Annotated in this window: 22 protein-coding genes; 12 read left to right on the top strand and 10 right to left on the bottom strand. The window is 67.4% G+C overall.

The window, feature by feature from the left end; all coding sequences use genetic code 11:
* The first annotated feature begins 138 nt into the window (after nucleotides 1-138).
* Complete coding sequence (locus ACWRN3_RS09545) at nucleotides 139-1275, top strand: FUSC family protein (RefSeq protein ID WP_476740463.1); 1137 nt, start codon at nucleotides 139-141, stop codon at nucleotides 1273-1275.
* Here ACWRN3_RS09545 and ACWRN3_RS09540 read toward each other — a convergent pair.
* Nucleotides 1243-2016, bottom strand: coding sequence for an SDR family NAD(P)-dependent oxidoreductase (locus ACWRN3_RS09540; protein WP_476740462.1), 774 nt, complete (start codon nucleotides 2014-2016; stop codon nucleotides 1243-1245). The genes ACWRN3_RS09545 and ACWRN3_RS09540 overlap by 33 nt on opposite strands.
* Before the next feature lie 89 nt (nucleotides 2017-2105).
* Here ACWRN3_RS09540 and ACWRN3_RS09535 point away from each other — a divergent pair, with 89 nt between their 5' ends.
* Nucleotides 2106-2447: a hypothetical protein gene (locus ACWRN3_RS09535; protein ID WP_476740461.1), complete on the top strand. Its 342-nt coding sequence runs from the start codon at nucleotides 2106-2108 to the stop codon at nucleotides 2445-2447.
* 171 nt (nucleotides 2448-2618) lie between these two features.
* Nucleotides 2619-2942 carry a hypothetical protein gene (locus ACWRN3_RS09530; RefSeq protein ID WP_476740460.1) on the top strand — a complete coding sequence of 108 codons (324 nt, stop codon included), beginning with the start codon at nucleotides 2619-2621 and terminating at the stop codon, nucleotides 2940-2942.
* A 75-nt stretch (nucleotides 2943-3017) separates the two neighbouring features.
* On the opposite strand, the gene ACWRN3_RS09525 is transcribed toward ACWRN3_RS09530, so the two are convergent.
* The 7 genes from ACWRN3_RS09525 to ACWRN3_RS09495 form a co-directional block, all read right to left on the bottom strand.
* Entirely contained in the window at nucleotides 3018-3347 is a 330-nt protein-coding gene (locus ACWRN3_RS09525) for a GNAT family N-acetyltransferase (protein ID WP_476740459.1), read from the bottom strand.
* A 15-nt stretch (nucleotides 3348-3362) separates the two neighbouring features.
* The gene (locus ACWRN3_RS09520; RefSeq protein WP_476740458.1) at nucleotides 3363-4682 is read right to left on the bottom strand and encodes an acyltransferase family protein; all 1320 of its coding nucleotides are present in this window, start codon (nucleotides 4680-4682) and stop codon (nucleotides 3363-3365) included.
* A gap of 86 nt (nucleotides 4683-4768) precedes the next feature.
* Complete coding sequence (locus ACWRN3_RS09515; protein WP_476740457.1) at nucleotides 4769-5173, bottom strand: DUF1304 domain-containing protein; 405 nt, start codon at nucleotides 5171-5173, stop codon at nucleotides 4769-4771.
* A 119-nt stretch (nucleotides 5174-5292) separates the two neighbouring features.
* Nucleotides 5293-6168: a class II fructose-bisphosphate aldolase gene (locus ACWRN3_RS09510; protein WP_476740456.1), complete on the bottom strand. Its 876-nt coding sequence runs from the start codon at nucleotides 6166-6168 to the stop codon at nucleotides 5293-5295.
* Complete coding sequence (locus ACWRN3_RS09505; protein ID WP_324643909.1) at nucleotides 6168-7634, bottom strand: GntP family transporter; 1467 nt, start codon at nucleotides 7632-7634, stop codon at nucleotides 6168-6170. Before ACWRN3_RS09505 ends, ACWRN3_RS09510 begins: the two co-directional genes overlap by 1 nt.
* 168 nt (nucleotides 7635-7802) lie before the next feature.
* The gene (locus ACWRN3_RS09500) at nucleotides 7803-8702 is read right to left on the bottom strand and encodes an NAD(P)-dependent oxidoreductase (protein WP_224024499.1); all 900 of its coding nucleotides are present in this window, start codon (nucleotides 8700-8702) and stop codon (nucleotides 7803-7805) included.
* A gap of 66 nt (nucleotides 8703-8768) precedes the next feature.
* Entirely contained in the window at nucleotides 8769-10265 is a 1497-nt protein-coding gene (locus ACWRN3_RS09495) for a four-carbon acid sugar kinase family protein (protein ID WP_324643908.1), read from the bottom strand.
* A gap of 173 nt (nucleotides 10266-10438) precedes the next feature.
* Here ACWRN3_RS09495 and ACWRN3_RS09490 point away from each other — a divergent pair, with 173 nt between their 5' ends.
* Nucleotides 10439-11143, top strand: a complete 705-nt coding sequence (locus tag ACWRN3_RS09490) for a FadR/GntR family transcriptional regulator (RefSeq protein ID WP_255174189.1) — start codon at nucleotides 10439-10441, stop codon at nucleotides 11141-11143.
* A 113-nt stretch (nucleotides 11144-11256) separates the two neighbouring features.
* Complete coding sequence (locus ACWRN3_RS09485; RefSeq protein WP_142131425.1) at nucleotides 11257-11469, top strand: dodecin; 213 nt, start codon at nucleotides 11257-11259, stop codon at nucleotides 11467-11469.
* A 76-nt stretch (nucleotides 11470-11545) separates the two neighbouring features.
* Here the strand turns inward: ACWRN3_RS09485 and ACWRN3_RS09480 are convergent, their stop codons facing one another.
* On the bottom strand, nucleotides 11546-11752 hold the full coding sequence (locus tag ACWRN3_RS09480; protein WP_159633882.1) for a hypothetical protein: 207 nt from the start codon (nucleotides 11750-11752) through the stop codon (nucleotides 11546-11548).
* 151 nt (nucleotides 11753-11903) lie between these two features.
* Nucleotides 11904-12803, bottom strand: a complete 900-nt coding sequence (locus ACWRN3_RS09475) for a helix-turn-helix domain-containing protein (protein WP_476740455.1) — start codon at nucleotides 12801-12803, stop codon at nucleotides 11904-11906.
* 219 nt (nucleotides 12804-13022) lie between these two features.
* Between ACWRN3_RS09475 and ACWRN3_RS09470 the strand changes: the two genes are divergently transcribed.
* From ACWRN3_RS09470 to ACWRN3_RS09440, 7 genes are all read left to right on the top strand, one after another.
* Nucleotides 13023-13844 (top strand): aldo/keto reductase, encoded by an 822-nt coding sequence (locus tag ACWRN3_RS09470; RefSeq protein WP_324643905.1) that lies wholly within the window; start codon nucleotides 13023-13025, stop codon nucleotides 13842-13844.
* A 54-nt stretch (nucleotides 13845-13898) separates the two neighbouring features.
* Nucleotides 13899-14870: an aldo/keto reductase gene (locus ACWRN3_RS09465; RefSeq protein WP_255174186.1), complete on the top strand. Its 972-nt coding sequence runs from the start codon at nucleotides 13899-13901 to the stop codon at nucleotides 14868-14870.
* On the top strand, nucleotides 14864-15886 hold the full coding sequence (locus ACWRN3_RS09460) for an NAD-dependent epimerase/dehydratase family protein (RefSeq protein WP_255174185.1): 1023 nt from the start codon (nucleotides 14864-14866) through the stop codon (nucleotides 15884-15886). The genes ACWRN3_RS09465 and ACWRN3_RS09460 overlap by 7 nt, the downstream gene beginning before the upstream one ends.
* Nucleotides 15887-15973: 87 nt before the next feature.
* A complete protein-coding gene (locus tag ACWRN3_RS09455) occupies nucleotides 15974-16699 on the top strand; it encodes a TetR/AcrR family transcriptional regulator (protein ID WP_255174184.1) in 726 nt (241 codons plus the stop codon).
* 135 nt (nucleotides 16700-16834) lie between these two features.
* On the top strand, nucleotides 16835-18091 hold the full coding sequence (locus ACWRN3_RS09450) for an acyl-CoA dehydrogenase family protein (RefSeq protein WP_476740454.1): 1257 nt from the start codon (nucleotides 16835-16837) through the stop codon (nucleotides 18089-18091).
* A gap of 49 nt (nucleotides 18092-18140) precedes the next feature.
* Nucleotides 18141-19337 (top strand): acetyl-CoA C-acetyltransferase, encoded by a 1197-nt coding sequence (locus ACWRN3_RS09445; RefSeq protein ID WP_324643904.1) that lies wholly within the window; start codon nucleotides 18141-18143, stop codon nucleotides 19335-19337.
* A gap of 24 nt (nucleotides 19338-19361) precedes the next feature.
* Entirely contained in the window at nucleotides 19362-20918 is a 1557-nt protein-coding gene (locus ACWRN3_RS09440) for a long-chain-fatty-acid--CoA ligase (protein ID WP_255174181.1), read from the top strand.
* Nucleotides 20919-20956: the final 38 nt, after the last annotated feature.

Genomic DNA, 20956 nt, shown 5'->3' with positions numbered 1-20956 from the left:
AAGCACGCTGGGCGGGCCTTTGCGCGCCGGCCGGATGTCCTCCCGTTACTGCGGCATGTGGCTCTGCATGGGACGCGGTGATACGGTCGCAAGGGCCTTCGGGCCGCAGTACATCAACAAAACAGGACAGGTCGGGACATGAAGCGCGTTGTGGAGCAGCTACGCGCGCTTCACCGGTTAGAACCTGCCAACGGCGACCACCTTGCCGCGCTCCGGGTGGCCCTCAGCGTGGCGGTCCCCTCGCTGCTCCTGCTGGCCGCCGGCCGCACCGACCTCATCATCTACGCCGTATTCGGCGCGCTCACCGGCATGTACGGCCGCTCGGAACCGCACCAGCTCCGGCTCCGCCACCAGGGCCAGGGCGCCCTGGTGCTGCTCACCGGCGTGGTGGTGGGAGTAACGCTGTCCATCAACCACATCCACTCCTGGCGGCTGGTGGCAGTGGAAGCGGCCCTGGCCGGAGTGGGGTCGGTATATGCGGACAGGGTACGCCTGAAACCCAACGGGCCCTTCTTTGGAATCCTCGCCCTCGGCGCCTGCGCTTCCGTTCCCACCACAGTCCCCTGGTACGCCGCCATGCTCATCGCGGTGGCCTCATCAGTGTTTTCCATCCTGATCGGCTTCAGCGGCTGGATGCGCCGGAGGTCCTGGGAGCCGGGGGCCACCCGGAGCGTGCCGCGCCGCTCGGCGGCGGGGCGCAGGGAGTTGTCAGTCCACGCCGCCCGGTACGTACTGGCGGTGGGTGCCGCCGGGACCGTGGGCGTCATCAGCGGCAGCGGCCACCCGCACTGGGCCATGGCAGCTGCCGCCGTCCCCCTGGCCGGAGCAGACCTGCCCAGCAGCGTCCGGCGGGGCGTCCACCGCATCGTCGGGACGTTCCTGGGACTGGCGGTCACCGCCGTCGTCATCATTCCGGGACCCTGGACCCTGGCGGCGGTCTACCCGGCGCTTCAGGAGCCGGGACACCGGGCCGTGGTGCTGGCGCTGCTGGTGATCCTTTTCCAGTTCGCCACGGAGCTGTTCATGACCAGGCACTATGGCCTGGCCATGGTCTGGTTCACCCCGGTCATCCTGCTGATAACCCAGCTGGCCTCCCCCACCGAACCGCGGGTCCTGATCCTCGAGCGGGCCGTGGAGACCTTGGTGGGCGCGCTGCTGGGGATCCTCGTGGTGCTGGCCGTCCGCAGGTCCGGTGCCCGGCCCCGGAAGGCGCTTCCCAGGTTCCCTGCCAGGCGCTCCCGCCTACTTCGGCTTCCGCGCCGGCCCGGCCATTAGCCGCGCAGGCGCCACCCTGGCCACTGCGGCAACCACTTTGTACCTCTTGGAGGGGACGGACACCGCCTTGCCGCGTTCGTTGTCCGCCAGGCCTTCCCTGACCACCCGCTCCGCCCGCAGCCACGTCCAGGACGGAGCCACCGACTTGTCCATCCCCATACGGTCGTGGAACTCCGTGTGGGTGAAGCCCGGGCAGACGGCCGTGACCTTAATGCCCCGCTTTCGATAGGCCAGGTTTGCCCACCGGCTGAAGCTCACCAGCCACGCCTTCGCCGCCGAGTAGGTTCCGCGCGGCAGGAACGCGGCGACGCTGGCCACATTGATGATCCTGCCCTCCCCGCGCTCCAGCATTCCCCTGAGTGCCGCGTGGGTAAGCACCATGGACGTTTCCGCATGCAGCTTCAGGTGGCGCCTCTCCTCCGCTGCATGGTTGTCCTCGAAGTTGTGCAGCAGGCCGATCCCGGCGTTGTTCACCAGGATCCCCACCGGCCGCGTGGCGTCCTCGAGGCGTTCGACGACGGCGGCGACGTCGTCGTCCTGCGTCAGGTCAGCAGGAAGCACCTCAGCCGTGACGCCGTACCGCCGCCGGAAGTCTTCCGCTGTTTCCGCAAGCCGGGACGCGTTGCGCGCCACCAGGACCAGGTCATGACCCTGGGCGGCGAGCTGCTCGGCAAATTCGTAGCCCAGGCCGGCGCTGGCGCCAGTAACGAGTGCTGTGGTTCGAGTGCTGGTAGGCGTCATGCTGCAAGCCTAGCCAGAGAGACGGCTGTGTGGGCCGTTAGGCTGGTAACGCCGGCAGCCGGCCGGGCTGCTGCCGTGAAGGGGGAAACATGGACCAGCAACCATCCGGAGCGCTCGGATTCCGTGAAGTGGACAGGGACGGGAACCCGGTACCGCCTGAGGCGGAGGGCCCAGAAGCCGCCGGGACGGAACGGTCCTGGTCCGCACCCAATCCCTTCATTGTGGTGTTGTGGCTGCTGGCTGCGGCGATGATTGCCGGCGGCACAGCACCGCTGCTGAGCGGCCCGATGATCATGGGGCCGTCCTCCGGCGCAATCCCGCTCGCGTACGTCGTGTTCACGTTCGCTCCGCAGGTGGTTCTCGCCGGCTTTGCCACCCTGGTTTTCCTGCTGTTCTGGCATGCCTGGCACTGGCAGCGCCGGCGGAGCTGACCCGGAAAACGTATCCTCGCGCGGTCCCCACGACCGCATTCCGGGCTGTTCCGACTTGTGCAACAAATAGTAAGCATGCTTTGCTTACGGTGATAAATGAACCTCCGCAAGCAGTTCGCGGCGGGGCTGCCAATGCCGGCGGTTCCGTGAAGAAGCCCAAGGAAGAACATAATGACCACCGCAATGGAACACCAGCTGACGGCGTTTGGGGAGCGCACCGAGGCAGCTGGGCAGCTCTTGTCCACAACCGTACCCGTGGACGCAGGGTTGTTGACGACCCTGAATTCGCGCATGCACTGCCGCACGCCAATGCAGCGCGTCGACCATGATGAGCTTCCCGTCCGGCAGCCCGTGTACGTTGACGGGAACACCGTAGTTTCACTGCGTCCCGGATCCGTCCCGGAAAGCATCGTCACCTACCGCTGTGCCTGCGGCTTCACCATCGATGATCCGGGAACCGCCATGGCGGTCACCGACCAGGCGCTGGCCAGCTGACGCCTGGCCGCTTGGACCAGGGCGCGCGCCCCGGCCCGGCGCTTCAGGCTTAGCGCCTCGCCGGCGCCTCAAAGATCAGCGCTCCGGCCAATCGACGAATTGTTCGTAGCCTTCGTGCTTTCGCAGGTAGCTGGAAATGAACGGGCAGTGCGGAATGATCCGCTTGCCGGTGGCTACCACGTCATCCAGGGCAAAGTGTGCAAGGACCTTGCCCAGGCCTTGTCCCTCGAAATCCTCGCCGGTCTCGGTGTGGGTGAAATCGATGTGCCCGGGCAGGTCGCGGAAAAAGGCCTGGACAGCCAGCCTGCCGTCCACCAGGAGTTCGTACCGGTGCTGTGCGTCATTGCGCCGCAGCGAGACATTTGCGGTGAACTTGTCCTCAGCGGACGTGGTGTTCTCGGTCATGGTTCGACACTGGCACTACTTCAGTCCGCTGGCAATGGTCCTTCGGCCATGGCGGCGCCGGTATGGTTGCCGGCGCCGCAGCGGAAAACCGCCCAGCAAAACGATCGCCACCGAGAAACACACCGTGCCGGCGGCCAGCAGTCCCGGTGACAGTCCGCTGAGCGCGGCGTCCGCCACGGGGATGAAGACCACAACGACGGCGGCCCCCGCCGTGGCGGGCCGGCAGCGCAGGGTGACGGCCGTCGTCGTCCGTTCCTCCAGGTGGCCAAACGCGGCGGCCACCGGCAGGAGCAGGATGAGCAGCGCCAGGACCACCAGGGGCCGAGACCACCACCATGCAGCGGTGCCGGCGCCGGGCTTGGGGATCGGCGCCAGGAGCAGCAGCCCGGACATGCCCACCAGCAGCGGCAGGTGCCACAGGTACACCGTGAGGGATCTGCTGCCGGCCAGCACCAGCAGCCGGCCGATCCAGCCCACCCCGGCCAAAGGCGCCAGGACCGGACGCGCCAGTTCCATGGTGGCCAGCTGCGGAACGGCCAGGATCACCAGGGTCAGGTTGGGCGGGTTGAGGTTCACCAGCATGTTTCCGCGGTACAGCCCCAGCCCGGTCACGAGTCCCAGCAGCAGGTGTCCAGCCACGGCGATGCCCAGCAGTTCGGAACGGGAAAGACGGGAAAAGTAGCCGTCGGCGGCCAGGAAACCCAGTTGCTGGACCGCGCACCATACGAACACCAGGTTGACGTTGGCGAGGTCCGGCAGGACGCCCCGCAGGCAGTCGACGGCAACCACGAGCCCGGTCAGCAGGCAGAAGCCAAGCCAGGGCGCGCGCGCATGCAGTGCCGCCAGGGCCGGGATGTTCAGCTGTGCCGCGAGGTAGGCGGCCAGGAACCACAGGGGCATGGCCGCCCCGGCTGCCATGAGCTGGACCACCTGCCGGTCCACGCCGAGCGCAGCCGCCACGGACAAACCCACCACCATCGTGGCCAGCAAAGGGGTGGCCGGGCGGAGAAGGCGCAGGAGCCGGGCGCGGATGAACTGGGCTGCGGTGCCTCCGCTTGCCTTGAGCCGGCGCCAGGACTGCAGTCCGGTCACGCCACCGGTGACGAAGAACAGGGGCATGACCATGAAGATCCAGATGATGGGCTCGAACCAGTCCTGCTGGGCCAGGGTGTTCTCAGTGGTGACTGTTCCGTCCGGGTGCAGGACCGGGCTGACCATCATGGAGTGCCCCACCACCACCAGCGCCAGGCACATGAACCGGACAAGGTCGATGGCCGGATCACGGTCCACCGTGTCCGCCCCGGTTCCTGTCCCCCGCCCTTCGGTGCTGTGCATGGGACCTACAACGGCTCGACGCTGCCCACGGCACTATTGTGCCCCCGTTGCCTGCGCGGGTTTAAGGACTTACGCCCCTTCTGCCCCTATTGCAGCACTGCAAGCAGTCCTAGCACGACGGCGAGCAGCGGCGTGGTGCCCTGGGTTGCCGCGGCGCGGAGGTACTTGCGTCCGGTGAACGCCAGGACGGCGGCCGCCAGCAGCATGGAACCGCAGCAGCTGAAGATCAGGGTCCAGCCTGCCACGTCCTGCATCGATCCCGCCCCGCCAAACGCCACGAGCCCCACGCCAATGAACGCCCCGACGGCCAGGAACAGGTTATAGAAGCCCTGGTTGTACGCCAGCGGCCTGGTGGTCTCCGCGTCCGCCTGGGAGACAACCCCAAAGCGCTTCCACGTCGCGGGCCGGGTCCAGGTCAGCGACTCCATGGTGAAGATGAAGACGTGCAGTGCGGCGGCCAGGAAGGCAAAGAGAAGGGAGGCCAGGATCATTGCTCGATCCTAGCCTCCCGGCGAAAACCTTCATCCCGCCTGGCAGGCGGGATGAAGTCGAAAAGAAGGAGGCCAGGACCGGCTGCTTGATCCTGGCCTCCCGTTCGTGGAAGATTCCGTTACCGTGCCAGCGTGGCCAGCGTGGTGGCAGCGAAGCCCTTCGCCGACGTGTTCCACAAAGCCAGCAGGCCCTGCAGGTTCTCACCGTCGGCACGGTGCGCGGGAAGCTGGTCCTGGAGCGTGGCAAGGACGCCGGTCCGCAGTTCGGTGTTGAAGTTGACCTTGCCAACGTTCATGGCCGCGGCCTTGACCAGCTCTTCCGCGGGGATGCCGGAGGCACCGTGCAGCACCAGCGGAATGTGGATCCGCGCCGCGATGTCCTGCAGCACGTCCCAGCGCAGCCGCGGCTCGCCCTTGTACTTGCCGTGGACGTTGCCCACTGCGACGGCCAGCAGTTCGGCCCCGGTGCGGAACACGAAGTCCTCCACCTGCGCGGAGTCGGTCAGGCCTGCCACGTCGATGCCTGGCTGGCCGGCCCCCGCGGCATCCAGCGGGTCGACGCCGAAGGCACGGTCCTCGTCCCCGGCCAGGCCACCGAGTTCCGCCTCAAGCACCACGTCGGAGCCCAGCAGCGCACGCGCAGCCTGGACCAGCGCAATGTTGTCCTCGTAGGGAAGGGAGGAACCGTCGGCGAGGACCGAATCCGCCCCTGCCGTGACGGCGTCGGCCATCACGTGGAGGTCGGAGGCGTGATCGAGCTGCACCGCGACGGGGACGCAGGCGGCGTCGGCCAGGCCACGCAGCGCCGAGATCAGCCGGAGGCCGTTCGCGGTGGCGGCGGTCTTGGGTGCCACCAGCAGGATCACGCCCCTGCCGGATTCCTCGGCGGCGCCCACCACGGCCAGCGCGGTGGTGAAGTCGTAGCAGGTGAAGGCCGGCACTGCGGAGCCCTGCTGGAGGGCGGAGGTGACCAGGTGGTCCAGACGGGTTTGCATCAGGCGCCCAGGCCTCCCACCAGGATCCAGGCGACGAAGGTCAGCAGGAAGCCGGCCACGCCCAGGATGGTGGTCAGGACGGTCCAGGTCTTGAGGCCGTCGGAGACGGTGAGGCCGTAGTAGCGGACCACTACCCAGAAGCCGGCGTCAGTCACGTGGGACAGGCCCAGGGCGCCGAAGCCGATGGCGATCACGATTACTGCGATCTGCGCCGGGCTGTAGCCGCCGCCGCTGACTGCTGCGGACAGCAGGCCGGTGGTGGTCACGATGGCCACGGTGGCCGAACCCTGGGCGGCGCGGAGGGCCAGCGAGATGATGAAGCCGAGCAGCAGCAGCGGAACGCCGAGGGTGTCCAGGGTCTTGGACAGCGCCGACCCGATGCCGGAGACCTGCAGCACGTTGCCGAACACGCCGCCGGCGGCCACCACCATCAGGATGGAGGCGATGGGAGGAAGGGAGCCTTCGAAAATCTCGCCGGTTTCCTTGAAGGACCAGCCGCGGCGGACAGCCAGCAGGAAGAAGGACAGCGCCACGGCCACCAGCAGGGCCAGGAAGGGGTTGCCGATGAAGGCAGCGAGGCCATACAGCGGATCGGACTTGGGGATCACCAGGGTGCCGACGGTACCGAGCAGGATCTGCACAATGGGCGCTGCGATCAGGAAGATGATCAGGCCCGGGCGCGGGGGTGCGATGGCGGCGGCCCCGGGACCGTCATGGCCCACCTTGACCAGTGACTTGGAGCCGAACTCCTCCACCTGGGCCTTCACGGCCGGCAGCAGCTCATAGTCCTTGCGGTTCATGATGGACGCAACCCAGTAGGACAGGAAGCCCAAGGGCACGCAGATCAGCAGTGAGATCAGGGCGATGAGTCCGATGTCGGCACCAAGCACGCCGGCGCCGGCCACGATTCCGGGGTGCGGCGGTACTGCCACGTGGATGGCGAGCATGATGCCGGCCATGGGGAGGCCGAACTTCACCGGGTGGACCTTGGCGATCTTGGCGAAGGCGTACACGATGGGCACCAGCACGATGATGCCCACCTCGAAGAACACGGGGATGGCCACCAGGAAGCCGACGGCGGTCAGTGCCACGGCAACGCGCTTGGCCCCGAGCTTGCGGGTGAAGTGGTCCGCGAGGGACTGGACCCCGCCGGACACCTCGATCATGCGGCCCAGCACGGCGCCGAGCGCGATCAGGATGGCAACCTTGCCCATGGTGCTGCCCACGCCGCTGGAGACCACGGTAAAGATGTCCTGCAGCGGGATGGTTGCCGCCACGGCCACCAGGATGCTGACGGTGAGCAGGGCCACGAAGGCCTGGATCTTGAAGCGGATGATCATCACCAGCAGGATGGCGATGCCCACCGCTGCGATGGTGAGCAGTACTGGGGTGCCCAGCTCAACGGCGGGCTTGATGGCCGGGGCATCGGCCGCCCGCTGTATCAGCGGGCTCATCAGGTGGTTCACGGGGGGATGTCTCCTTTGACGTGCCGGTCCGGGGCAGGGCGGCATCAGGGAATGGTGGGTGGGGATAAACGTTGCGGGACTGCGCCGGCAACGCTGGGAGGTACGACGACGGCGGAGGGGGGACCGCCGTCGTCGTACGTCTTGTGCCGCAAGGGCAGGAGGGGTGGCTTACTTGGTGCGCTTGGCGGGCGCGACCACCTTGATGACGGCGGAGTCATCGGCGGCGGCGAGGCCCTGGGCCTGGCCCAGGAGGTAGAGCTGTTCGGCGGCGGCAGCAACGGGGGCTGCCAGCCCGGCGGCGCGGGTTGCCTTGCCCACGATGCCCATGTCCTTGACGAAGATGTCCAGGCGGGACAGCACCTCGGCGCCTTCCTCGTTGTAGGCCTCCAGGATGCGGGGTCCGCGGTTGGAGAGCATGAAGGAACCGGCCGCGCCTGCTTCCAGGGCGGCAAGGGTCTTGGCCTGGTCCAGCCCCAGGGCGTCGGCCAGGGCCAGTGCCTCGGCGGCGGCGGCGATGTGGACGCCGCACAGGAGCTGGTTGACGGTCTTCAGTGCCTGGCCGTCGCCGGGGTTGTCGCCCACCACGGTGAGGGTGGAGGCGAGCAGGTCCAGGGCGGGGGCGGCCTTTTCGCGGGCTTCAGGGGACGCGCCGACGACGATCAGCAGGTCGCCTTCGCCGGCGCGCTTGGGGCCGCCGGACAGCGGAGCGTCCACCAGGTCCACGCCGTATTCGGCCAGCTTGGCGACCGTGGCGGGGATGGCGTCGGTGCCCACCGTGCTGCCGAGGATGACGACGGCGCCCGGTTCCAGGACGGAGGCCACACCGTTCTCCCCGAAGAGGACGTCGTTGAGCTGTTCACCATTGCGGACGGCCAGGAGGACGGCGTCGGCACCCTTGGCGGCTTCGCGGGCCGTGCTGAAGGTGGCAATCCCGGCTTCCCGGGCAAGTTCCAGGCGGGGTTCGGCGATGTCGAAGCCGTGGACGGTCAACTGCGAGGCCAGGCGGGTGGCCATGGGCAGGCCCATGGCGCCGAGGCCCAGGACGGTGACGGTGTAGTTGCTGGTCATGGTGTTTCTCCTTGAAATTTGCCCGGCCCTCGCCGGCGGGGGCCCGGCCCGTGGAGCCGGTGGGAATTAGAAAGTGCTGCTGAGCTTGCGGGTGACCTGGGCCAGGGAGTCGTCGTCGCCCACGTTGCCGGCGAACACGATGTACGGGATGCCCTTGGCGGGGCCGTCGACCGGTTCCCAGAGGCTGACGATGCCGGGCAGCATGGGGCCGCGGACAATGGCGTGGCGGATTTCCAGGCCGTGGGCTGCGACGTCCGAGGACGTGATGCCGCCCTTGGCGATGACGAACCGGGGCGGGAAGGTCTTCAGCGTGCGGTTGACCACGTCCACGACGGCGGCGGAAACCGTCCGCGCGATCCGCAGGCTTTCGGCGGGGTCATCGGTCTTGATGAGCAGCCGGCTGGTGTGCACGATGACGTCGCCGCCGTGGAGGGCTTCGACGACGGCCTCAACGGTCTGGTCCAGGTGCGCCTTGGCGTCGGTCTCGGCACCAAGGAGTTTCTCGACGTCGATCTCGATGATCCGGGCGGAGCTGTGTTCCGCGGTGAGGACGTTGAGCTGGCGCGTGGTGACGCCGACGTGCGAGCCCACCACGATCAGGCCACCGGCCTCCGACGGCGTGTTGCCCGCGTAAGCCTCCTCGGAGGTCAGCGCGGCGCGGATGTCCTGGCCGATGCGGCCCCGGACGAACGGCGGGCCAACGCGGTACAGCAGCTTCTTGCCGCGGCGCTCGGCTTCTTCCAGGCCCAAGGCCAGTGCGCGGAAGTCGTTCTCGGTGACGATGTCCGCGACGATGGGCGTGGAATCGGTGGCCGGTTCGATGGCGTCGGCAATCGCTTTGGCGGAGATGGCCGGGTCCTGGGCGGAGGCACCGGCGCGGATGGTGTTCAGGTCCAGGACGATCACGGAATCTGCCGGGAACCTGCCCTGCGACTTTTCCGCGACGTAGTCCGCCATGACGGAGGTGCTGAAGCCGAAGGACGCGTCCTTGGCGAACTCCGTTTCGGAGACCGGGACCAGGGTGCCCTTGGCGTCGCCGGTGCCGCGCATGTAGTGGACGCCGCCAATGGTGAGCCTGCCGGCGTCGGGGAAGGCCGGAACCAGGACAACGCCGTCGGTCTTTTCTCCACTGACCTTGGCCACGGTGGCTGCAATGACGTCCGGCTCCAGGGGGAAGTGGCCGCGGAGGGTGGAATCGCTGCGGCTGACGAAGCCCAGCCGAAGACTGGAACCAGCGGAGTCCTGCTGCCCTGCTGCGGCCAGGGCGTTGCGGACCACTTCCTCGTTGCGGGCCGCCGCCTCCGCCGGGTCAAGGCTGCGGGTGTTGGTCAGGACGTACACGGCGGGCTTGCCCTGGCCGAAGGCCCAGGTGAAGTCTTCCACTTCCCAACGGGTGAGCACGGGCAGGTCTGCCACGGACTGCGTGCCGGTGGGGTCGTCGTCGAGCACTACCAGGACGCGGGGAACCGCTGCGTTGGAAGCGGCCAGCGCGCCGGCAACCAGCCCGGCGGGAATCTCGAGGTCTGCCGGATAGGCGGCCAGAACGTCTGCTTCATACGTCACAGTGCACTCCGTTGTGTAGCGATCCGGGCTCGCGGATCCAGATGTAAAGGTAACTGTAAGATGTCTGACATCTTGCATCTGAAAATTAGTGTGGCACACGGCATACGGACACGCAAGTACACTTGTCTGACATATCCGCCAGGCGTCGGCCGGAAAGAGCGATCGGGGGCAACATGGCAAGGAAGTCACTGGTGGGCGTGGTGGCCGATGAGCTGCTGGACCGCATCATCGAAGGCGAGTTTCCGCCCGGCTCCACGGTTCCCGGCGAGCATGAACTGAGTGCCCGCCACGAGGTCAGCCGCATGACCGTCCGTGAGGCGATGAAGACGCTGCAGGCCCAGCGCATCCTCAGCGTGGAGCGCGGCCGGGGCACCTTCGTCAATCCCCTGAGCCGCTGGGCCTCCCTCGAAGCCGTGCTGCGCGCCGCATCCGAGGGCAAGAACGACGCCGATGCCTCCATCCAGCTGATCGAGCTGCGCAGGATGCTCGAAACGGGAGCCTGTGAACTTGCCGCAGGACGGATTGTCGAGGAAGACATCACCTCCCTTTTCAACTACATTTCCGCGATGAAGGCCGCCCACAGCATCAACGATGTTGCCGCTTTCGTGGAAGCAGACCTTGCCTTCCATGACGTCATCCTGCGCGCATCCGGGAATGTGTTCGTGTCGGTCCTGTTTGAGCCGCTGCATCGCGTGCTGGAAAAGCGCAGGACCGAGACCTCCGCTGTCCCTGCGATCCAGGAGCACGCAATCGGCCATCACCAGAACATTGCCGAGGCCTTGGAATCCCGTGACCCTGACCGGTCACGCCAGGCCATGGACGCCCACATGCAGCAAACCCTCGACGACCTCAAGCAGCTGGTGCTGGACTCCAAGTAGCCTCCCGTGCCACGGTCCTGATTGCCCCGGGCCCCTGTTCAACGCTCCCGCAGTCCTACTAGGCTTCAGGAACGGCCCGCAACCGGGAGCATCGACGATCACGAGGAGCGAAGTTGTCCAACCACACGTACAGCATTTCTGAAATTGTCGGCACCTCCACCGAGGGCGTGGACGACGCCGTCCGCAACGGCATTGCCAAGGCATCCCAGACCCTGCGGAACCTCGACTGGTTTGAGGTCAAGGAGGTCCGCGGCCACCTGGAGGACGGAAAGGTCGCAGATTGGCAGGTCACCATCAAGATTGGCTTCCGCCTGGAAGAGCACTAACGCCAAACACGGCTGACCCGCAGCCAACACGTTCCTGACGATGTTGGCTGCGGGTCAGTTGTGCTTAAGGCAGGACCTAGTTTGCCGTGCCGGGGCTGCGGCGCCGCCAGACAGTGGGCACGCCGTCGAATGCCGGGAACACGTGGCCCTCGAAGAAGGACAGGACCGTGTGGGGATCGATGTCGGGGCTCCAGAGGCCGGAGGCCGGGCAGTGGGAACCGGTGGCGGTGGAGGCGGCGCCGGCAGAGGCCTGGCGCTCCTTCAGCAGGGCGATGCGTTTCATCGTTGAGACCATCCTGGGGTGATAAGAACTGGGCAGGGAAAGCTGGTACTCCCACCCTAGGAAAGGGCCGGGCCGCCACCAATGGGCGGCTGGCCAGAATCACCCCACTGCGCTGGACGAATGTACAGTGGCGTGGCCATCTACGTGCCGGTCAGCCCGCGTCGCCGCTTTCGGCCACCGCGGCGGGGTCCCGCGCCAGGCTTGCGTCCGGGGCTGCCCCGAGGCTTCCCAGCAGCGCCAGGGCGTCCGACGACGGCGATCCGGGCCGGGCGGAGTACACGCGGAGCGTCTGGTCGGGGTCCTCCGGCAGGACCAGGTTTTCGAAGTTCAGTTCCAGGTCCCCCACGGCGGGATGGTGCAGCCGGACGGTGCCTGCAGCGCGGGTGGCCACCCGGTGCCCCGCCCACCACTGGCGGAAGTGTTCGCTGTGGACCGCCAGCTCCCCCACCAGGTGGTTCGCCTGGGGGTCGTTGGGGTGCCGGCCCACGTCCAGGCGGAGGGAGCCTGCGGCTTCCGCCGCCACGGTTTTCCAGTCCCTGAAGAGTTCCCGCGCAGCCGGGTCAAGGATGGTCCAGCGTGTCAGGTTCCGCTCCGCGGGCGGCAGCGCGGGGAAATCGGCGAACAAGAGGAACGCCATCCTGTTGCCCGCCAGCACGTCGTTGCGCCTGCCCAGCACCAGCGCGGGCACCTCCCCCACCGCGTCCAGGAGCTGGCGCAGCGCCGGCCGGACGCCCTGGGCTGCATTGGCACCCGGTTCGCGGGGAGCACCCGCGCAGTTCTCGAGCAGGTCCAGCATGTGCGCGTGCTCGCTGCTGTCCAGCCGCAGGGCCCTGGCAACGGCGTCCAGGACCGTGCGTGACGGGTGGATGTTGCGGCCCTGCTCCAGCCGCACGTAGTAATCGGTGCTGACCCCGGCCAGGCGCGCCACTTCCTCCCGGCGCAGGCCCGGAACCCTGCGGGCACCCGTACTCGGCCCCGTCCCGGCGACCTCCGGGCTCAACCGGGACCGCATGGCTTTGAGGAATTTTCCGAACTCGGCGCTTTGACCCATGCAGACCATTGTGCCTGCGTTGACGTGGCCGGCTCTACAACGAAGGTAGGACTGGCGGTCCTAGGAAAAACAGGATCAGCCTTGGCTGCTGACTTGATGGCGGAAAGTGCATAGGCTCAGGAGTGAGCCGGTGGAAACCGATTTCTCACTTTGGTTCCCCACTCGTCGAGCAGCCGGCATCATTCATTCCTCAGCACCATACGTCCAAGGAGTACATCCATGTCAGAGCTGACACTCAACAACGGCGTCACCATTCCGCAGCTTGGCTTCGGCGTTTTCCAGGTCCCGCCGGAGGATACCCAGCGGACCGTGGAGGATGCGCTGGAAGCGGGCTACCGCCACATCGACACCGCTGCCGCGTACCGCAACGAGGCAGGGGTAGGGGCAGCGCTCGCAGCTACCGGGATCCCCCGCGAGGAAATTTTCGTGACCACCAAGCTCCGCAACGGCGAGCAGGGCCGGGCCCAGGAAGCGTTCCAGAACAGCCGCAAGGCCCTGGGCCTGGACTTCATCGACCTCTACCTCATCCACTGGCCGGTTCCTTCGCAGGGCCTCTTCGTCCAGGCATGGAAGGAATTGGAGCGGCTGTACGAAAACAAGGAGATCCGCGCCATCGGCGTCTCCAACTTCCTCTCCGACCATCTGGACACCCTGCTGGAATCCGCGGAAACAGTGCCCGCCGTCAACCAGATCGAGCTTCACCCCAGCTACCAGCAGGCGGACCTTGCCGCCAAGTGCCGGAGCCTGGGAATCGCCGTGGAGGCGTACAGCCCGCTGGGGCAGGGCGGTGACCTCAACGGGAACGCAGTCACCGCAATCGCCAACGCCCACGACGCCAGCACCGCCCAGGTGGTGCTCGCCTGGCACCTCGCCAACGGCAACATCGTCATTCCCAAATCCGCGAACCCTGGCCGCATCCGGGAAAACTTCGCCGCTTCGTCCCTGAAGCTGTCCGAAGACGAACTGTCCGCCATCACCGCACTGGAGTCCGGTGCGCGCATTGGCTCCGATCCCGCCGTCGCCTCCTTCACCCAGATGTAGGTTCCAGCCGGCCCACCCACCGGTTGGCATGCCTACCCGTTGAAAGGATCTTCCATGCAGTACACCCATCTGGGCCGCTCCGGCCTGAAAGTCTCCCGCCTCTGCCTGGGCACCATGAACTTTGGGCCGCAGACGGAGGAGGCGGATGCCCACAGCATCATGGACTCGGCCCACGAAGCCGGCATCAACTTCTTCGACACCGCCAACGTGTACGGGGGCGCCGACCACCGCGGCTGGACCGAGGAGATCATCGGGCGCTGGTTTGCAAAGGGCGGCGAGCGCCGGGAGCACACCGTCCTGGCCACCAAGCTTTACGGCACCATGACGGACCGGCCCAACGAGTCCAAGCTCTCCGCACTGAACATCCGCCGCGCGCTGGATGCCAGCCTCAAGCGACTGCAGACGGACTACATCGATGTGTACCAGTTCCACCACGTCGACCGGGACACTCCGTGGGACGAGATCTGGCAGGCCATCGAAGTGGCCGTACAGCAGGGCAAGATCCTGTACTCGGGCAGCAGCAACTTCGCCGGCTGGCACATCGCCCAGGCGCAGGAAGCGGCACGCCGCCGGAACTACACGGGCCTGGTCAGCGAGCAGTCCATCTACAACCTGTTCATGCGCCAGGTGGAACTGGAAGTCATCCCGGCGGCACAGCAGTACGGGCTGGGCCTCATTCCCTGGTCGCCGCTGCAGGGCGGGCTGCTGGGCGGCGTGCTGAAGAAGGAACGCCAGGGAGTCCGCCGCACGGAGGGACGGGCCGCGGAAACGCTGAAGAAGCACGAGGACCAGATCCGCCAGTACGAGGATTTCGCGGACGAACTGGGCCACGAACCCGGCGACGTGGCCCTCGCATGGCTCCTCCATCAGCCTGCCGTGACCGCGCCGATCGTGGGCCCCAGGACCCAGGAACAGCTGGATGCCGCAATCCGCGCGCTGGATGTCTCCCTCGATGCCGACGCACTCAAGCGGCTTGACGATATCTTCCCGGGACACCGCACGGCGCCGGAAGACTACGCGTGGTAGGCACAATCGCCGCGGATACGGCGGCGCCCAGGAGCATCCTTTTCATCGGCGGCACCGGGGTCATCAGCGCGGCGGCGGCAGAACGCGCCGCCGCGCTGGGCCACCGGCTGACCATCCTGAACCGGGGGCAGTCCGGCAGGCCTGTCCCCGACGGCACCGAAGTGCTGCACGCAGACGTCCGCGATGCGGCCTCCGTCAGGGAGGTGCTGGGCGGGAGGGAGTTCGACGCCGTGGCGGACTTCATCTCCTACACTCCGGACCAGGCCCAAACCAGCATGGAGTTGTTCCGGGAGCGGACAGGTCAATACGTCTTCATCAGCTCGGCCTCCGCGTACCAGAAGCCGCCCACCAGGCTGCCCATCCGCGAGTCCACGCCGTTGAAGAATCCGTTCTGGCATTACTCCCGGGACAAGATCGCGTGCGAGGAGCTGCTGTTCCGGGCCTACCGGGAGGATGACTTTCCATTGACGGTGGTGCGGCCGTCGCACACTTATGACCGCACCAAGATCGCCATGGTGGGCGGCTGGACGGACATCCACCGGATGCGCAACGGCCTCCCGGTCATGGTCCACGGAGACGGCACCTCGCTGTGGACGCTGACGCACAGCAAGGACTTTGCCAAGGCGTTCGTCGGCCTGCTCGGCCGGCCGCAGGCGGTGGGTGAAAGCTATACCATCACCTCCGACGAGTACCTGCCCTGGAACCAGATCTACCGGCTCTTCGCGAGGGCGGCCGGGGTCCGGGAACCGGAGCTGGTCCATGTGGCGTCTGAAACCATCGCCGCCCACGACCAGGAACTGGGTTCCAACCTCCTGGGCGACCGGTCCCATTCGGTGGTCTTCGACAACACCAAGATCAAGTCACTGGTCCCGGACTACACCGCCGCCATCCCGTTCGCGGACGGTGCCCGGGAAATCGTGGAGTGGCACGACAGCCACCCGGAGCTGCAGCAGGTCAACGAGGCTTACATGCAGCTTTCCGACAAGCTGACCGGCTGGGCGCGGCAGGGCGCCTGACCCCCGGCCGCACGCTGGCCTGCCGCAGCCGGCGGCGGGCCAGCGGCGCGCCAGCTGCCGGAGGGCAGCTGTGCTACATTTCGGCGCATGACTTCGCCCCCTTCCCACCGTCCCGTCGATGGGCATCCTGCCGACGGGCCCGTTGCCGCAGCCATTGGCCTCCTGGCGAAGCAGGGTTTCGACACAACGTCGGTCGAGGAACTCGCAGAAGCCTCGGGCATGAGCCGCAGCACGTTCTTCCGCAGGTTCGGGTCCAAGGAGGACGTCGTCTTCGCCGACCACGAGCGGATCCTGCACCAGGTCAACGAAAGGCTCGCCGAATCCAGGCTCGAGCCGCTGGCTGCAGTGGCGGACGCAGCGCTGCTGGTTTTCGACCACCACTTGCGGAACCCCCAGACCTCCCGCGCCCGGTACGGGCTGTTGCAGGCAGTCCCGGCCCTCAGGGACCGGGAGCTGGTGACCTCGCACCGGTACGAGCGGGCGTTCCTGCACTACCTGAGCGACAAGCTGCCCCGGAACGACCGGCGCGAATACAAGGCCGTCGCCTTCGCTGCAGCGGTAGTGGCGGTGCACAACGCGTTCCTGCGGGAGTGGCTGCGGGCCGCTCCCAGTGCCGGAGACACCCTGGCGGGCGACCGGCAGCGGGCCACCGCCCTGGCTGCCGAACTCCATGCTTTGGCGGATACGTTCCGGCCTGCGCTCCTGGGCGCGGCCGCTGCCGCCCCACCTGCGCCGACCGTCGTCGTTACGGTTTTCCCCGGCCCCGCCGACAAGGACGCAATCGCCCAGGCGGTCCGGGACGCCCTCCCCTAGCCCCAACCCGCCACTACAGCCTCTTGATACCCAGTTTCTTGACGTGGAACTGGGTTTCATTGCATCCTTGGAGGGTGTGGTCCAGGCCACAAGGCCCCGGCCCTCCCGCCGCCGCTGATTCAAAGGATGCTTTCAATGACGACGACGTCGCCCAGCCCCGCGCCCACCCGCACCGGGGATCCCGCCGGCTTCCCCTCCGGAACAGTTGAGCCGGAATATGTCCTGACCGAGGCCCTCGGGACGGACCCGGCGTCCATCCTGGCCGGCGTCGGGGACGAGGACCGCGCCTACTGGGAGCGGGCCCGCAGCTTTGTCCAGGACGAGGTCCTGCCCGTCATTGACGGCTACTGGGAACGCGGCGAGTACCCGCTGCACCTCCTCCAGCGCCTGGGCGAACTGGACCTGCTCCGCGACGGCATCACCGTGAAGGGCTTCGCGCCGATGAGCAGCATGGCCGCCGGCCTGGTGAACATGGAAATCAGCCGGGGCGACGGCTCCGTGGCCACGATGATTGCCGTCCAGGGCGGCCTGGCACTGCGTTCCGTGGCTGAATGTGGCTCTGCGGCACAGAAGGAACGCTGGCTGCCGGCAATTGCCAGGGGCACGGAATACGCGGCGTTCGCCCTCACCGAGCCTACGCACGGGTCCGACTCGGTGGCTCTGGAAACCACGGCAACCCGCACGGACGGCGGGTTCCTGCTCAACGGCGAAAAGAAGTGGATCGGCAACGGCTCCGTGGGCGGCGTCAGCATCGTCTGGGCCCGGGGCGACGACGGCCAGGTCCACGGCTACCTGGTTCCGCAGGACTCCCCCGGCTACACCGCAACCAAAATCGAAGGCAAACTTGCCCTCCGCGCCATCTGGCAGGCCCACATCCGCCTGGAGGACGTCTTCGTCCCCGAGGAGAACGTCCTGCCGGGGGCACGCACCTTCAAGGACACGGCCCGGGTGCTGTTGGCGACCCGGTTGGGCGTGGCCTGGTCCGCCGTCGGCCATGCCACCGCCTGCTACGAAACGGCCGTCCAGTACGCCAAACAGCGCAAGCAGTTCGGCCGGCCGCTGGCCGCGTCCCAGATTGTGCAGGAGCGCCTGGCCCGGATGCTCAGTGAACTGGCCACCATGCAGCTGATGGTGGTGCAGATGACCCGGCTTGATGAAGCCGGAACGCTCACGCCCGAGCAGGCATCCCTGGTGAAGTACACCTGCACCCGCACCGCACGCGGCATCGCCTCCAACGCCCGCGACCTCCTGGGCGGCAACGGCATCCTGCTGGAAAACCGCGTTGCCAGGCACCTTGCGGACATCGAAGCCATCCACACCTACGAAGGCACCGAAACCATGCAGGCCCTCATCATCGGCCGCGGCATCACCGGCACCTCCGCCTTCGCCTGAGCCCTGCCCTTCGGCTTTGGTTGCCCATCATCCCCTGAAAGGACTGTTCTTGAACCAGAACGCCAACATCCCCGTCATCCTGGGCGGCGCCCGCACCCCGTTCGGCAGGTTCCGCGGCGGACTCACGCCCTTTTCCTCCAGCGAACTCGGCGCCCACGCCATCCGCGCCGCGCTGGAACGCACCGGCGTGGCGCCAGAGCAGATCGGCGCCGTCATTGTCGGCCAGGTCATTCAAGCCGGCGCCGGCCAGGGCCCCGCACGGCAGGCCAGCCTGGCCGCCGGAATCGGCTGGGACGTCCCCACCATCACCATCAACAAGCTCTGCCTGTCCGGCCTGACGGCAGTGATCGACGCCGCCCGGATGATCCGCACAGGGGAAGCCGACTTCATTGTGGCCGCCGGCCAGGAATCGATGACCAACGCACCGCACCTGGTCCCCGGGCTGCGCGCCGGCGTCGTCATCGGTGATGCGCCCATGCTGGACTCCCTGAACCATGACGGGCTGCAGGACCCGGTGAGCAAGAAGCTCATGGGTGAGGCCACCGACTCGGGAAACGCCGAACGCGGCATCACGCGCGAAGAGCAGGATGCCGTCGCGGCCCGCTCCCACCAGCGCGCCGAAGCCGCCCGCGCCGCCGGGATCATGGCCGAGGAGATCGCTCCGATCGAGATACCGCAGCGCAAGGGACCTGCCGTGACCCTTGAACACGACGAAGGCATCCGTCCGGACACCACCGCGGAATCCCTGGCGCAGCTCCGCCCGGCGTTCTCCAAGGCGGAGAGTGCCACCATCACGGCGGGGTCGTCGTCGCCCCTTTCCGACGGCGCAGCGGCGCTGGTCATTGCCAGCAAGGCAGCCGCGGAAGCGGCAGGCCTGGAGTGGATTGCCGAGGTCGGCGCCCACGGCCAGACCGCAGGCCCCGACGGATCCCTGCATTCCCAGCCCGCCCGCGCCATCGAGCGCGCGCTCAAGGACCAGGGGCTGACCGTGCAGGAGCTGGACCTGGTGGAAATCAACGAGGCCTTCGCCTCGGTCCTCATCCAGTCCGCCAACGATCTTGGCATCGACACCGAATCCGTGAACGCCGAAGGCGGCGCCATCGCACTGGGCCACCCCGTGGGCGCCTCGGGTGCACGCCTGGTGCTCCACCAGGCACTGGCGCTGAAACGCCGCGGCGGAGGCACCGGCGTCGTGGCCCTCTGCGGGGGCGGCGGCCAGGGCGACGCCCTGATCCTCACAGCGTGACCCATCCCAACAAAGAAGCAGGCCATGACCAACACAAACTCCGCTGACGGCTTCGCCACCATCTCCGTCGCTGCCGTCCTGGCAGAATCAGCCAAGAGGAATCCTGACAGCATCGCCCTCGTTGTCGGCGAGGACCAGGTCAGCTACGCCGACCTGTGGAGCCAAACCCGCGGCTATGCCGGTGCACTGCGGGCGCGGGGAATCGGGCCGGGAGACGCCGTCGCCGTCCTGATCCCCAACGTCCCGGACTTCGCCCGGGTGTACTACGCCATCCTGTCGCTGGGCGCCATCGTTGTCCCGGTCCACGCCCTGCTCAAGGCGCGCGAGATCGAGTACGTCCTGCAGGACAGCGGCGCCCGGCTGCTCATCTGCGCTGCTCCCCTGCTCACGGAAGGCGCTGCCGGTGCTTCAGCCAGCGGGGTCGATGTGCTGACGGTCATGGCGCCCGACGACGGCGGGTTTCCACGGCTGGAAGCGGAGGCGGCCGCCGCGGAGCCGATCCGGACGTACGAACCCTGCCGCCCATCGGACACGGCCACCATCCTGTACACCTCAGGCACCACCGGCAAGCCCAAGGGCGCACTGGGCAGCCACTTCGCCCTGGTGGAACAAACCAGCGTCCTGCTGACCAGCGTGATGGACTTCCGGCCCGGTGACGTCCTGTTCGGCGGCCTGCCGCTCTTCCACACCTTCGGCCAGACGGTGGTGTTGAACACGGGCCTGCGCGCCGGGGCCACCATCGTCCTCATGCCCCGGTTCACCGGCCCGGACGCCTTGAAGCTGCTGGCGAAGCACGACGTGAACATCTTCCTGGGCGTCCCCACCATGTACGTGGCGCTCCTGGAAGCCGCCAAGACCGTGCCGGACCGGCCGGCGGCCCTGCGCTACGGCATCTCCGGCGGAGCCTCACTTCCACTGGCAGTGATGGACCGGTTCCGCGACGTCTTCGGCGTGGAGATCCATGAGGGCTACGGCCTGACCGAGACGTCCCCCGTGGCGGCCTTCAACCACGTGGGCATGCAGCCACGGCCCGGCACCATCGGTATCCCGATCTGGGGTGTGGATATCGAAATCGCCCGCCCTGAGGTGACGGAGCGGATCGAGCTGCTGCCCAACGGGGAACTCGGCGAGCTGGTGATCCGCGGACACCTGCTGATGAAGGGCTACCTCAACCGGCCTGAGGCCACCGCCGAGGCCGTGGTGGATGGCTGGTTCCGCAGCGGGGACCTTGGCACAAAGGACGACGACGGTTACCTCACCATCGTGGACCGCAAGAAGGACATGATCATCCGCAACGGCTACAACGTGTATCCGCGGGAGGTGGAGGAAGTCCTGCTGACACACCCTGCAGTTGTCAGTGCCGCCGTTTACGGCATCCCGCACGATGTCCACGGCCAGGAGATCGCGGCCGCCATCGTGCTGGACGCCGGGGCCAGTGTCACCGAGACCGAGCTGATGGACTTCGCCAGCTCCCAGCTTGCGGCCTACAAGTATCCGCGCGTGGTCAAGATACTCTCCGAGCTCCCGCTGGGACCCAGTGGAAAGATCCTGAAGCGGAAACTGGCGGAGGAACCGGCCTAGGCCGCCGGCAGTACCCTCCGGGCCGTCCCGAATCGCGG

It is taken from the genome of Pseudarthrobacter sp. rb (assembly GCF_056389225.1).
This window is presented reverse-complemented; position numbering and strand designations above follow the sequence as displayed.

What these genes read in the sequence shown, in the direction of transcription:
- ACWRN3_RS09545 (WP_476740463.1), top strand. Translation starts at nt 139, where the DNA reads ATGAAGCGCGTTGTGGAGCAGCTACGCGCGCTTCACCGGTTAGAACCT.
- ACWRN3_RS09540 (WP_476740462.1), bottom strand. Translation starts at nt 2,016, where the DNA reads ATGACGCCTACCAGCACTCGAACCACAGCACTCGTTACTGGCGCCAGC.
- ACWRN3_RS09535 (WP_476740461.1), top strand. Translation starts at nt 2,106, where the DNA reads ATGGACCAGCAACCATCCGGAGCGCTCGGATTCCGTGAAGTGGACAGG.
- ACWRN3_RS09530 (WP_476740460.1), top strand. Translation starts at nt 2,619, where the DNA reads ATGACCACCGCAATGGAACACCAGCTGACGGCGTTTGGGGAGCGCACC.
- ACWRN3_RS09525 (WP_476740459.1), bottom strand. Translation starts at nt 3,347, where the DNA reads ATGACCGAGAACACCACGTCCGCTGAGGACAAGTTCACCGCAAATGTC.
- ACWRN3_RS09520 (WP_476740458.1), bottom strand. Translation starts at nt 4,682, where the DNA reads ATGCACAGCACCGAAGGGCGGGGGACAGGAACCGGGGCGGACACGGTG.
- ACWRN3_RS09515 (WP_476740457.1), bottom strand. Translation starts at nt 5,173, where the DNA reads ATGATCCTGGCCTCCCTTCTCTTTGCCTTCCTGGCCGCCGCACTGCAC.
- ACWRN3_RS09510 (WP_476740456.1), bottom strand. Translation starts at nt 6,168, where the DNA reads ATGCAAACCCGTCTGGACCACCTGGTCACCTCCGCCCTCCAGCAGGGC.
- ACWRN3_RS09500 (WP_224024499.1), bottom strand. Translation starts at nt 8,702, where the DNA reads ATGACCAGCAACTACACCGTCACCGTCCTGGGCCTCGGCGCCATGGGC.
- ACWRN3_RS09490 (WP_255174189.1), top strand. Translation starts at nt 10,439, where the DNA reads ATGGCAAGGAAGTCACTGGTGGGCGTGGTGGCCGATGAGCTGCTGGAC.
- ACWRN3_RS09480 (WP_159633882.1), bottom strand. Translation starts at nt 11,752, where the DNA reads ATGAAACGCATCGCCCTGCTGAAGGAGCGCCAGGCCTCTGCCGGCGCC.
- ACWRN3_RS09475 (WP_476740455.1), bottom strand. Translation starts at nt 12,803, where the DNA reads ATGGGTCAAAGCGCCGAGTTCGGAAAATTCCTCAAAGCCATGCGGTCC.
- ACWRN3_RS09470 (WP_324643905.1), top strand. Translation starts at nt 13,023, where the DNA reads ATGTCAGAGCTGACACTCAACAACGGCGTCACCATTCCGCAGCTTGGC.
- ACWRN3_RS09465 (WP_255174186.1), top strand. Translation starts at nt 13,899, where the DNA reads ATGCAGTACACCCATCTGGGCCGCTCCGGCCTGAAAGTCTCCCGCCTC.
- ACWRN3_RS09455 (WP_255174184.1), top strand. Translation starts at nt 15,974, where the DNA reads ATGACTTCGCCCCCTTCCCACCGTCCCGTCGATGGGCATCCTGCCGAC.
- ACWRN3_RS09450 (WP_476740454.1), top strand. Translation starts at nt 16,835, where the DNA reads ATGACGACGACGTCGCCCAGCCCCGCGCCCACCCGCACCGGGGATCCC.
- ACWRN3_RS09440 (WP_255174181.1), top strand. Translation starts at nt 19,362, where the DNA reads ATGACCAACACAAACTCCGCTGACGGCTTCGCCACCATCTCCGTCGCT.